Annotated in this window: 12 protein-coding genes; 7 read left to right on the top strand and 5 right to left on the bottom strand. The window is 63.5% G+C overall.

Annotation, left to right across the window (positions count from 1 at the left end; all coding sequences use genetic code 11):
• Positions 1-6 precede the first annotated feature (6 nt).
• The 7 genes from EOB49_RS01095 to EOB49_RS01065 all read left to right on the top strand — a co-directional run bounded on the left by EOB49_RS01095 (position 7) and on the right by EOB49_RS01065 (position 7,697).
• Entirely contained in the window at positions 7-1,113 is a 1,107-nt protein-coding gene (locus tag EOB49_RS01095) for an ABC transporter substrate-binding protein (protein WP_127329393.1), read from the top strand.
• Positions 1,114-1,175: 62 nt separating this feature from the next.
• Positions 1,176-2,090, top strand: a complete 915-nt coding sequence (locus EOB49_RS01090; RefSeq protein WP_023810098.1) for an ABC transporter permease subunit — start codon at positions 1,176-1,178, stop codon at positions 2,088-2,090.
• Positions 2,087-2,878: an ABC transporter permease gene (locus EOB49_RS01085; protein ID WP_127379892.1), complete on the top strand. Its 792-nt coding sequence runs from the start codon at positions 2,087-2,089 to the stop codon at positions 2,876-2,878. Before EOB49_RS01090 ends, EOB49_RS01085 begins: the two co-directional genes overlap by 4 nt.
• An 11-nt stretch (positions 2,879-2,889) precedes the next feature.
• On the top strand, positions 2,890-3,954 hold the full coding sequence (locus EOB49_RS01080; protein WP_013529688.1) for an ABC transporter ATP-binding protein: 1,065 nt from the start codon (positions 2,890-2,892) through the stop codon (positions 3,952-3,954).
• 281 nt (positions 3,955-4,235) lie between these two features.
• Positions 4,236-5,786 carry a sodium:proton antiporter gene (locus EOB49_RS01075; protein WP_127318720.1) on the top strand — a complete coding sequence of 517 codons (1,551 nt, stop codon included), beginning with the start codon at positions 4,236-4,238 and terminating at the stop codon, positions 5,784-5,786.
• A 166-nt stretch (positions 5,787-5,952) separates the two neighbouring features.
• A complete protein-coding gene (locus EOB49_RS01070; protein WP_127379891.1) occupies positions 5,953-6,855 on the top strand; it encodes an endonuclease/exonuclease/phosphatase family protein in 903 nt (300 codons plus the stop codon).
• Positions 6,852-7,697 carry an EamA family transporter gene (locus tag EOB49_RS01065; protein WP_127379890.1) on the top strand — a complete coding sequence of 282 codons (846 nt, stop codon included), beginning with the start codon at positions 6,852-6,854 and terminating at the stop codon, positions 7,695-7,697. Before EOB49_RS01070 ends, EOB49_RS01065 begins: the two co-directional genes overlap by 4 nt.
• Before the next feature lie 7 nt (positions 7,698-7,704).
• Here EOB49_RS01065 and EOB49_RS01060 read toward each other — a convergent pair whose 3' ends face one another.
• The 5 genes from EOB49_RS01060 to EOB49_RS36850 all read right to left on the bottom strand — a co-directional run bounded on the left by EOB49_RS01060 (position 7,705) and on the right by EOB49_RS36850 (position 12,081).
• Positions 7,705-8,922, bottom strand: coding sequence for an MFS transporter (locus EOB49_RS01060; RefSeq protein WP_027037618.1), 1,218 nt, complete (start codon positions 8,920-8,922; stop codon positions 7,705-7,707).
• A gap of 170 nt (positions 8,923-9,092) precedes the next feature.
• The gene (locus tag EOB49_RS01055; protein WP_127379889.1) at positions 9,093-9,401 is read right to left on the bottom strand and encodes a Dabb family protein; all 309 of its coding nucleotides are present in this window, start codon (positions 9,399-9,401) and stop codon (positions 9,093-9,095) included.
• Positions 9,402-9,418: 17 nt separating this feature from the next.
• Positions 9,419-11,047 (bottom strand): GMC family oxidoreductase N-terminal domain-containing protein, encoded by a 1,629-nt coding sequence (locus tag EOB49_RS01050; protein WP_127379888.1) that lies wholly within the window; start codon positions 11,045-11,047, stop codon positions 9,419-9,421.
• A gap of 12 nt (positions 11,048-11,059) precedes the next feature.
• Positions 11,060-11,821, bottom strand: a complete 762-nt coding sequence (locus EOB49_RS01045; protein WP_127379887.1) for a 3-ketoacyl-ACP reductase — start codon at positions 11,819-11,821, stop codon at positions 11,060-11,062.
• Entirely contained in the window at positions 11,818-12,081 is a 264-nt protein-coding gene (locus EOB49_RS36850; RefSeq protein ID WP_206526077.1) for a hypothetical protein, read from the bottom strand. Before EOB49_RS36850 ends, EOB49_RS01045 begins: the two co-directional genes overlap by 4 nt.
• Positions 12,082-12,141 lie beyond the last annotated feature (60 nt).

Here is a 12,141-nt window from a genome sequence, read left to right as displayed (position 1 = left end):
GAACACATGTTCAAATTCACGGGGAAAGTGCTTTCCCTTTCGGCCGCGGCGCTTTTCGCGTCGACGGTGATTTCGTCCGCGGATTCGCTGGACGATCTCGTCAAGGCCGCCAAGGCGGAAGGCCAGCTCACCACCATCGCGTTGCCGCATGACTGGTGCGGCTACGGCGACGTCATTGCCGGTTTCAAGGCGAAGTATCCGGAAATCACCGTCAACGAACTTAATCCCGATGCCGGTTCCGGCGACGAGATCGAGGCGATCAAGGCCAACAAGGACAACAAGGGTCCGCAGGCACCCGACGTTATTGACGTCGGCTTGTCCTTCGGCCCGACCGCCAAGGCCGACGGCCTGATCCAGCCCTACAAGGTGTCGACCTGGGACTCGATCCCCGACAGCGCCAAGGATGCCGACGGTTTCTGGACCGGCGACTATTACGGCGTCCTTTCCTTCCAGGTGAACAAGGACCTCGTCAAGGAAGCTCCGGCCGACTGGGCCGACCTGCTGAAGCCGGAATTCGCCAACTCGGTGGCCCTTGCCGGTGATCCGCGTGCCTCGAACCAGGCGATCCAGGCGGTTTATGCCGCCGGCCTGTCGTCGGGTGCCGCCGCTGGTGAAGCTGCCGGTACCGCTGGCCTCGACTTCTTCAAGAAGCTCAATGCCGCCGGCAATTTCGTGCCGGTCATCGGAAAGGCCGCGACGCTCGCCCAGGGCCAGACCCCGATCCTCGTCACCTGGGACTACAACGCGCTCGCCGGCCGCGACACGCTGAAGGGCAATCCGCCCGTCGACGTCGTCGTGCCGAAGACCGGTGTCGTCGCCGGTGTCTATGTGCAGGCGATCAGCGCCTACGCGCCGCATCCGAATGCAGCCAAGCTCTGGCTCGAATACCTCTACTCGGACGAAGGCCAGATCGGCTGGCTGAAAGGCTATTGCCACCCGATCCGCTTCAACGATCTCGCCAAAAACGGCAAGATCCCGGCTGACATCCTGGCCAAGCTGCCGCCGGCCGAAGCCTATGCGTCCGCCGTGTTCCCGACACTCGAGGAGCAGGGCAAGTCCAAGGAAGCCATCACCAAGAACTGGGATGCCGTCGTCGGCGCCAACGTGAAGTAACTCACACCATGCCGGGCGGCTTCGCGGCCGCCCGGTCCTTCTCTCGAGACGGTAGCCGGCGCATGACTGATATCTCATTGTCCGACCACGCTGTTACCGGGAAGACTGCGCCTCCCGCCGAAGCACGCAGCATGCGGCTGCCGACACAATGGCTTGGTGTCGCGCCTTTCTTCATCTTCGCCATCATGTTCCTCATCCTGCCCACGCTCTATCTGATGCTGGGTGCATTCCAGAACGATGCCGGCGAATTCACGCTCGAGAACATCGCAGCGCTGGCGCAACCGTCCATCGTTGCCGCCTACTGGATTTCGATCAAGATCAGTCTTGCGTCATCGCTGATTGGCGCATTTGCGGGCCTGGCGATTGCCATCGCCATCGTGCGCGGTGGCCTGCCGGACTGGATACGTTCGGCGACACTGACGTTTTCCGGCGTGGCCTCCAATTTTGCCGGCGTGCCGCTGGCCTTTGCCTTCCTCGCCACGCTCGGCCGCCTCGGCCTTGCGACGGTGATCCTGAACACCGTGTTCGGCCTTAACATCTACGCGCACGGCTTCAACATCCTGTCATTCTGGGGCCTGACACTGACCTATGTCTATTTCCAGATACCATTGATGGTGGTGATCATCGTGCCGGCCATCGACGGACTGAAGAAGGAATGGGGCGAGGCCGCCGCGACGCTGGGCGCGACCATGTCCCAGTATTGGCGCATGGTGGTCATTCCGGTGATCTGGCCGAGTTTCCTCGGCACCGTGATCCTGTTGTTCGCCAACGCCTTCGGCGCCATCGCCACCGCCTATGCGCTGACCGGCTCGTCGCTCAACATCGTGCCGATTTTGCTCTATGCACAGATCCGCGGCGATGTGCTGCACAATGCCCATCTCGGTTATGCCATCGCCTTCGGCATGATCGTCATCACAGGTCTTGCCAATGTGTTCTACATCTGGTTCCGGACCCGTTCCGAGAGGTGGCTGAAATGAAGTCGGGAAAGTTCTGGGCCTGGCTCGTCTTTGCTCTTGGCGCGGCCTACTTCTTCATTCCGCTGATCGCGACCGTGGAGTTTTCCATGCGCATGCGGCGCGGGGTCTATTCCTTCGACGCCTACAAGGTCGTGTTGGGCGATGCCCGCTTCCAGGCCACCTTCGGCTATTCGGTACTGGCCGCCGTTTTCACCATCATTCTCGGCGTGCTGATCGTGGTGCCCGCCGCTTATTGGATTCGGCTTCGGCTGCCGCAATTGCGGCCGATCGTCGAATTCATTACCCTGCTGCCGCTGGTCATTCCGGCCATCGTCATCGTCTTCGGCTACATCAGAATGTACGGGTCGAATTCGCCGCTGCCGTTCCTGGCGACCGATACAGGCACCAATGCCTTGCTGGTCATCGGCTATGCAACACTGGCGCTGCCGTACATGTATCGCGCCGTCGACACCGGGCTTCGCACCATCGACGTGCGTACCCTGACGGAGGCGGCACAGATCCTTGGTGCTGGTTGGGGGACGATCATCACCCGTGTCATCCTGCCCAACGTGCTGATCGCGGTGCTCTCGGGCGCCTTCCTCACCTTCGCCATCGTCATCGGCGAATTCACCATGGCCAGCCTGCTCAACCGGCCGGCCTTCGGCCCCTATCTGCAGAATATCGGCGCCAACCGCGCCTATGAGCCGGCGGCACTTGCCATCATCGCCTTCGCCATCACCTGGGGCTGCATGTCGCTGATACAGATCCTGTCCCGCTTCGCGCCGAGATCGGCGAACCGTCCGAACTGAAAGTCAAAGCCATGGCCGACCCATTCCTCTCCATCCAGCACGTTCGAAAATCCTTCGGCGCCACCACGGTGGTCGAGGACTTCAATCTTGACGTCGAGCGCGGCGAATTCGTCTCCTTCCTCGGCCCGTCCGGCTGCGGCAAGACCACCGTGCTGCGTATGGTCGCCGGTTTCGAGGAGCCGAGCGCCGGCACGATCGTCGTCAGCGGCAAGGACATTACGAGGCTGAAGCCCAACCAGCGCAATGTCGGCATGGTGTTCCAGGCCTATGCGCTGTTTCCGAACCTGACCGTGGCGCAGAACATCGGCTTCGGCCTGAAGGTCGCCGGCATGCCCAGGGCGGACATCGATGCCCGTGTCGCCGAGATGCTCGGCATCATCAAGCTGCCGCAGATGGCGGATCGCTATCCCTACCAGCTCTCGGGCGGCCAGCAGCAGCGCATCGCGCTGGCTCGCGCCATCGCGCCGAAGCCGAAGCTCTTGCTGCTCGACGAGCCGCTGTCGGCGCTCGACGCCAAGGTGCGCGTGTCGCTGCGCGAGGAGATCCGCTCGATCCAGAAGAAGCTCGGCATCACCACCATCTTCGTCACGCATGACCAGGAAGAGGCGCTGTCGATCTCCGACCGCATCGCCGTCATGTATGGCGGCAAGGCTGAGCAGGTCGGCACGCCGTTCGAGATCTACAACCGTCCGGCGACCAAGTTCGTCGCCAATTTCGTCGGCACGCTGAACGTGCTCGAAGGCACCGTCACCGATGCCGCTGCAGGCACGGTGCGGGTCAATTCCGAACAGGTTTCGCTCAAGGGCAAGCTCAACGGCTCCAAGTCCGGCGACACGCTGTCGCTGGCGCTGCGTCCGGAAGCGATTTCGCTGGGCCGTCAGCCCGGCCGTGACTCCAGCCTTTCGGGAGAAATCTCCGAAGTGCATTTTCTCGGCTCGGTCATCCGGGTTCGCGTCGGCATCGGTGGCAACACGGTCTCGCTCGACACCTTCAACAGCCCGGCAACCCCGCCACCCGCAGTCGGTGAAAAGGCCGAGATCTCGTTCTCGTCGAGCGACATGCTGGTGCTGCACTAGGCTGATGCGCTTGCTCAAAATGAATGGCTGCATCCCGGTCTGCTAAGACGGGAGATGCTTCCGTCCGCGTGGCATGGGCTGCAATGCAGGGAAGTCCGTGTTTAAGCGACCCCTCTATCGGTGATTTCGATGTCAGTGCGGCCGGCGCATTTGTCGATTTGGCAGGGCATCGGTGGAAGGCAATTCGAGGCATATTCCCATCGGCTCGAGCTTGCTGGCCAATCAACAGTTTCCAGCCGCTTTGCCACTGCCAGCGTCTCGCTTCCCGGCTATAACAGGCCATGGCGCTTTTCGAACTGACACTCGTTCTGCTGTTGATCGCCGTTGCGCTGACGGCGCTGTCGCGGCGCGTACAGGTTCCCTATCCCTCTTTGCTGGCGCTGGCCGGGGTGGCCATCGCCTTCGTGCCTGGCGTGCCGACCATAGAGATCGATCCGGAACTGGCGCTAGCCCTGTTCATCGCGCCGGTGCTGCTCGATGCCGCCTATGATACCTCGCTGCGCGATCTCAACCGCTACAGGGTGCCGCTTGTGCTGCTGGCGCTTGGCGCCGTCCTTTTCACGACAGCGACGGTCGCACTTGCCGGCTGGGCGATGGCAGGCCTGCCGATCGCCGCGGCCATAGCGCTTGGCGCCATCGTGGCGCCGCCCGATGCGGTTGCGGCATCGGCCGTGCTTGGCCAGTTCAAGGTGCCGCACCGCATCACTGCCATTCTGCAAGGCGAGAGCCTGCTCAACGACGCCACCGCCTTGCTGATCTACCGGATGGCGATTTCGGCGGCAGCAGGTTCCATTCTGCTGAGCAGCGCCGTTCCGATGATCCTGCTGTCCACGCTCGGCAGCCTTGCCGCCGGCTACCTGCTTGGCCGGGTGTCTCTGATGACGCTGGGCCGGATCGAGGACCCGGCGAGCGGCACTGTGGTGCAATTTGCCGGCACATTCGGGGTCTGGATCCTGGCTGACAGGATCGGACTATCGGCCATCATCACCATAGTCGTCTATGCCATGACGATCGCCCGCACCGCACCGCGCCGCATGCCGGCCAGAAACCGCATCAGCTCCTATTCGGTCTGGGAGACGGCGGTCTTCGTGCTCAATGTTCTGGCTTTCGTGCTGATGGGCCTGCAGGCGCGTACGATCGTCGGCAGGCTTGCCGGGCAGGGGCAGACCGACGCGTTCGTCCTGGCCGGGACAGTGCTTGCCATCGTCATCGTCTCACGCCTCATCTGGGTGCTGGGGTGCGGCGCGATCATCAGGTGGTTTGGCCGTTTCGGCGTGGCTGATCGTCAGCGTGACGCTCCGTCGTTTCGTGGCGGCGTGCTGATCGGCTGGTGCGGAATGCGCGGTTTGGTGACGCTTGCGGCGGCATTCGCCCTGCCGGCTGACTTCCCGGCCCGCGACCCGATCGTGCTCGCTGCTTTCACGGTCGTGCTCGGCACGCTGGTGCTGCAAGGCATGAGCCTGAAGCCGCTGCTGCGGCTGCTGAACCTCGACCCGGACGAAACGGTCGACCGCGAGGTCGCGCAGGCGCGCGTCGTGGTCATGCAGGCCGCGCTGGACATATTAAGCGGCAAGACATCGGACGCGGCGGCTGCGGTGCGCGAGCAATATGCCGCTCAACGCAAGATCGCCAAAAATCCCGACGATGCCCAGGCGGCGACCGAATATGACCGCTTGCGCCTTTATGCGATCAAGAGCCAGCGCGACGCGCTGGAGGAATTGCGCCGCAACGGGACGATTGGCGACGAAGCCTATCATCGCCTGGAGGAAGAGATCGACTGGACCGAACTGGCGGCGTCGCCACCCGGCCGGTTCCAGCCGCTGAATACATAAGGCATCGCACGCCGTTTTCCGGCGCACGGAAGATATCGAAGTGCTTCGGGATCGGTGCATGATCCCGGTGAAGGGCAAGGCTGGTCCAAGCCACGTCCATTCCCCTGCACATTGCAACCGTGGCATCGAACCGTTACTGCCAACACGAAATTGAGCCGGATAAGCAATGAAGCTGGTCAGCTACAACATCCAGTACGGGTTCGGCCGCGACGGCCGCTACGATCTTTCGCGCGCCGCGCGCATCGTTGCCGGCGCCGACATCATTGCGCTGCAAGAGGTCGAGCGGCACTGGCAGCGCAGCAATTTCGACGACCAGCCGGAGCTGCTTTCCCGGCTGCTGCCCGAACATCACTGGGTCTACGGCCCGGCCTTCGACATGGATGCCAGCGAAAGGCGCGACGGCCGTCTGGTCAATCGGCGCCGCCAGTTCGGCGCCATGGTACTGTCGAAACTTCCGATCGTCTGGTCGCGGCTGCATGCGCTGCCGATGCGCCGCACGCAGCGGCCGCTCAACACCCGCAACGCCGCACTTGAATGCATGATCCGCACGCCGGCAGGGCCGGTGCGGGTGTTGTCGCTGCATCTCGCCCATATCGCGGCCGAGGAGCGGCTGGAGCAGATCGACTACCTCATGGCCGAGCATCGCCGGGCACCGTCCGATGGCGGACCGTGGAGCGGCGTCGACGACGAGCCCACGCGCAACTGGACCAGCGGCGAAGCGGAGCCGGAAAACCCGCTGGCGGCGATCTGGATGGGCGATTTCAACATGGAGCCGGACAGCGCCGAGTATCGCCGCATCGTCGGCAGCACGCCCTACCATAGGGGTGCCGCCTATCTCAGCGGTTTCGTCGATGCCGCCGCCGTTGCCGGGGAGCCGGTTCCGGACTTCCACACCCATGTGAAGACCATCGACGGCAGACTGGCAAAGCGCCGGCTCGACCATTGCTTCGTCGGCGGCATGTTCGCCGGGCGGGTGCGTTCGATCAGTGCCGACATCGGCGAGGTTGCCTCGGATCATTTTCCGCTGCGGGTCGACATAGACCTGGAAACGCCCGGCATCGCCACATGACGCTTTTCGTCTTCTTCGCAGTGCTTGCCGCCGCCGCCATGCACGCGATCTGGAACGCGCTGGTCAAGGTCCATCTCGACCGCTTCCTGTCGATCACGCTGATGACATTAGGCATGGGCGCGGCGGCACTCGTGGTGCTGCCCTTCGTCGAAGTGCCGAAGGCGGAGGTGTGGCCCTACATCATCGCCTCGGTCATTTTCCACATGGGCTACCGGACCTTCCTGATCGGCGCCTACAAGGCCGGCGATTTCGCCCAGACCTATCCGCTGGCGCGCGGCACCGCACCTCTGCTCTCAGCCTTCGGCGGCATGTTCGTCGTTGCCGAGATTCCCGGCCCGTTCGCCATGCTCGGCATCTTCCTGTTGTCGGCCGGCACGCTGGTGATGTCGTTTCGTGGCGGCGCGCATCTGGAAAAACTCAATCTGCGCGCGGTCGGTTTTGCGCTCGGCACTTCCATCTTCATTGCCAGCTACACGCTGTCGGACGGCAGCGGCGCGCGGCTGGCGGCAACCGCGCAGAGCTATGCCGCCTGGCTGTTCATCTGCGATGCTTTAGGCGCGTTGGTGCTGTGCCTCATCTTCCGCGGGCCGAAGGCACTGCCGGTGCTGGCGCGCGACTGGAAGGCAGGGCTGTTCACCGGCGTGCTCAGCGGCGCCGCCTACTGGATCGTCATGTGGGCGATGACCAAAGCACCGATCGCTTCGGTGGCCTCGCTGCGCGAAACCTCGATCCTGTTTGCCATGATGATCTCGGTCTTCGCTCTCGGCGAAAAAATGACCGGCTGGCGCGGTGCCGCCGCGCTCAGCATCGTTGCCGGCGTCGTCGCGCTGAGGCTTGGTTAGGCGCCGCTCAGGTCAGGACGGTCATCACCTGGCCACGTCGTTCCGGGCTGAAGCGGATGACGACGATGATGCAGACGGCGACCACGCCTGCGAACAGTGCCAGGGCATAGCCATAGCTGCCTCCGGCGCTTTCAGCGATTCCTGCTTGATAGGGGCCGCCATAGGACGCGGCGAGATTGCCCGCCTGATAGATAAAGCCGGGCAAGGTCGCCCGCACCGCGCCGGGCGAAAGCTCGTTGAGGTGCACGGGGATGACGCCCCAGGCACCCTGGACCGCGACCTGCATGACGAAGGCGCCGATGGCGAGCATGAACGGCGTGGTCGAGTAGGCCCATAGCGGGATGGATGGCAAGGCGATCAGGCATGCCAGCGTGATGGCGTTGACGCGGCCGATCTTCTCCGACAGCGCGCCGAAGGCCAGGCCGCCGACGATGGCGCCGATATTGGCGACGATGGTGATCCAGCTCACCGTATGCGGATCGAAGCCGTGCTGCTTCTTCAGGAAGGTAGGGTAGAGGTCCTGCGTGCCATGACTGAAGAAATTGAAGAACATCATCAGGACGACGGCATAGAGCGCGACGCCCCAGTGCTTCTGCAGCGTTTCCCACATGCCCGGTCTCGCGGTCTTCTGCGCTTCGACGAAGGCCGGCGATTCCGGCACATGCGATCGGATGAAGAGCACGATCAGCGCCGGCACGAAGCTGAGCAGGAACATGGCGCGCCAGCCGATCGTGTAGCCGCCGATCGTCTGCTGATAGAGCAGGCCATAGACCACCGCCGCCAGCAGATAGCCGGCCGGATAGCCGCATTGCAGGATGCCGGAGACCATGCCGCGTGCGCTCGGCGGAATGGATTCCATGGCCAGCGAACTGCCCAGTCCCCATTCGCCGCCCATGGCGATGCCGAACAGCGCGCGCAGCGCCAGGAAAATGCCAAGATTGGGCGAGAAGGCGGCCAGCGCGCCGATCACCGAATAGCTGACGATGTTGAGCATGAGGATGGGCTTGCGCCCATATTTGTCGGCAAGCATGCCGAAGAAGAACGCGCCGATGAAGCGTGTCGCCAAGGTCAGGAACAGCGCCTTGGAGACCGCGGGCACGTCGGCGTGGAATTCGGTCGCGATATCGGTGAGCAGGAATGTCAGAAGGAAGAAATCGAAAGCATCGAGCGTCCAGCCCAGGAATGAGGCGAGGACGGTCTTCTTCTGCTGCGAATTAAGGGGCAAATCTTCCTCCATCATCATCGATGGGGAATTATCGGTCAGTTCAGGGAAGACCGGTGGTCACGTTTTCGCGTGGCTCATTTGATCGAACGCCCGCTGGAAATGGCGGAAGGTGCGATGAGAGCGAGCGGTGCCATCTGTCGATGAACTCGATCGTGGCTTGAGGGTAAGGTCTAGATTTCGAGATCAAACACCAGCAGTCCGTCCGTGCCGCCTTCCAGGGCAGCGACCAGGCGCGCGCCGGCGCGCTGGTGCGCTTCATGCACAAGATAGGCATCGCGCGCGGCGGCATCGCGGAAATCGATGGTGAAGCCGTGGGTGAAGCCGCGTGCGAACGGCTCCGGGCTGACATTGGCGCTGAATTTTACGGCGTCCATGCCGTCGATCACCTGTCGAAGCGCCTCGAGATCGGCATGGATCGCCATGCGCTCGGCGGCGGCAACATCGTTGCGAAACTTGGCGAAAACACAGTGCCTGATCATGTCTTACTCCTCAGTGGCTAAGCAGCCCGGTTTCCGGAAAACACCGCCGGCGGCAGCGGCTCGCGGCCAAGGACCAGGTCGGCGCCCTTTTCACCGACCATGATGGTCGGTGCATTGGTGTTGGATGAAGGCACGCGCGGCATCACCGAGGCGTCGCAGACGCGCAGGCCCTCGATGCCGCGCAGCCGCAGATCCGGCGTCACGACAGCCATCTCGTCATGGCCCATGCGGCAGGTGCCGACCGGATGGTGGTCGGTCTTGGAACTGCGGCAGGCATAGTCGAACAGCTCGTCGTCGCTGGCGAGTGACGGGCCGGGCAGCACCTCGCGCAGCACGTAAGGGGCAAGCGCCTTCTGCCGCATGATCTCGCGGGCCAGCCGCAGCCCCTTGATCGACATGGCGCGGTCATAGGGATCGGACCAGTAGTTCGGATCAATCAGCGGGTGGTCGGCCGGGTCGGCGCTCTTCAGCCGCACCGTGCCGCGCGAGCGCGGCCGCAGGAAAGCCGAGTTCAAAGTGACGCCGGGATTGTTCAGCTTCTCGACGCCGGCCTCGATACCCGAGCCCAGACCGAGATGGAACTGGATGTCGGGCGAGGCGGCTGTCGGATCGGCGTACCAGAAGCCGCCGGTCTCGAACAGGCTGGAGGCCACCGGCCCCTTCTTCAGCAGCAGATATTGCAGGCCGGCCCAGGCCGTGCGGTGCAGCTTGGCGTAGTTGTCATAGGTGTGATCGCCGGTGCATTCGGCGATGACGAACAGATCGAGATGGTCCTGCATGTTGGAGCCGACGCCGGGCAGGTCGTGCACCGGCGTGACGCCGACCGACTTCAGATGGTCCGCGGGGCCGATGCCCGACTGCATCAGGAGTTTCGGCGAGCCGATGGCGCCGGACGAGACGATCACCTCGCGTTCGGCGCGCAGGATTTTCTTCTCGCCGCCCGGCCTGTCGACCACCTCGACGCCGATGGCGCGGCCCTTCTCGACGACGATGCGCGTCACCAGCACGTCGGCTCGGACGGTCAGGTTCTTGCGGGCGCGGATCGGCTTCAAATAGGCGACTGAAGCGGACGAGCGCCGGGCATCCTTCTGGGTAAGCTGGTAGTAGCCGACGCCTTCTTGGGCAGCGCCGTTGAAGTCCGGGTTGAAGGGGATGCCCATCTCCTGGCCGGCACGGAAATAGGCCTCGCAGATAGGCAGCGGCGCGATCGGGTTGGACACGCCGAGCGGGCCCTGGTCGCCGTGAAAATCGTTGGCGTAGCGCTGGTTGTTTTCGGCTCGCTTGAAGTAGGGCAGCACGTCGCGATAACCCCAGCCGGTGAGGCCTTCTTCCTTCTCCCAGGCATCATAGTCGCGGGCATTGCCGCGCGTGTAGATCTGGGCGTTGATGGACGAGCCGCCGCCGACAACCTTGGCCTGCGTGTACCAGAAGACGCGGTCCTTCATGTGCTTCTGCGGCACGGTCGACCAGCCCCAGGAGGCGATCCCCTTCGTCATCTTGGCGAAGCCTGCCGGCATGTGGATATAGGGATGCCAGTCCTTACCGCCAGCCTCCAGCAGCAGGACCGAATTTGCCGGATTCTCGCTCAGCCGGTTGGCCAGAACGCAGCCGGCCGGACCGGCGCCCACGATGATGTAGTCGGTCATGACACTGTCCACTTACAGCCGCGGCACGGAGAGCGCACCGTCGACATTGATGATCGAGCCGGTCGAAAAGCCGAGCTTGCCGTCGGCGAGCGTCGCCACCACCGCGCCGATGTCGGAAGCCTCGCCCCAGCGTTTGGCTGGCACCAGACCGCCGTCGATGAGGGCGTCATATTTGGCGGTCACGCCTGATGTCATATCGGTGCGGATGATGCCTGGCCGGACCTCGAACACGCCGATATTTTCGGGCGCAAGCCGCAGTGCCAGGTTCTTCACCCACATTGAAAGGCCGGCTTTCGAGATGCAGTAGTCCGGCCGCTCCGGCGATGCCATTTCGGCGCTGACCGAGGTGATGGTGATGATCGACCTCTGGTGATCGCCTGGCGCAGCCAGCATCGCCTTGGCGACGGCCTGGCTGAGGAACACGGTGCCGCGCAGATTGATGCCGAGCGTGCGGTCGAAATTCTCCGGCTCGAGGTCCAAGAGGTCACCGCGCACCACGGCGCCGACGCCGGCATTGTTGACCAGGCAGTCGATGCGGCCGAAGGCGCGCATCGCGGCATCGACAAGTACGGTGTGGCTGGCGAGATCGGCGATGTCGGACTGGACGTAGGCGAATTTTGCGCGGCGCTTGGTGATGTCGGTGGCAAGTCTGTCAGCGGCCGTTTCGGCAAGGTCGACGACCAGAATATCGAAGCCGGCATCCGCCAGTGCTTGGGCGCAGGCAAGCCCAATGCCGCGCGCGCCGCCGGTGACGATGGCGGAGGGGCGGGTCATTGGAAGCTAGCCTTGCGGATGTCAGCGCCGCCCCTCATCGCCCTGCCGGAGCGTTCGTCGTTCGAAAAGCCAAGCAGTTGGCTTTTCGTCCGCTGCGCGGACCACTCCTCAACCCCCCGTATAGTGACGGGGAGAAGGACGCTCGCGCCGCCGTTCTCGCCAATCGCCAAAGGATCGCCGAGGTTGCGACCAGCTTCCTTCTCCCCGTTTACGGGGAGAAGGTGCCGGCAGGCGGATGAGGGGCGGCGCAAACCGATCATGCCGTAAGCTCCACCTTGCGAATATGATCGGCGACACGCAGCGCCTGGGCTGCAATCGAT

The sequence above is a fragment of the Mesorhizobium sp. M7A.F.Ca.MR.148.00.0.0 genome (assembly GCF_003997735.1).
Lineage (GTDB): Bacteria > Pseudomonadota > Alphaproteobacteria > Rhizobiales > Rhizobiaceae > Mesorhizobium.
The sequence above is the reverse complement of the archived record's forward strand: the minus strand, read 5'-3'. Positions and strand labels throughout refer to the sequence as shown.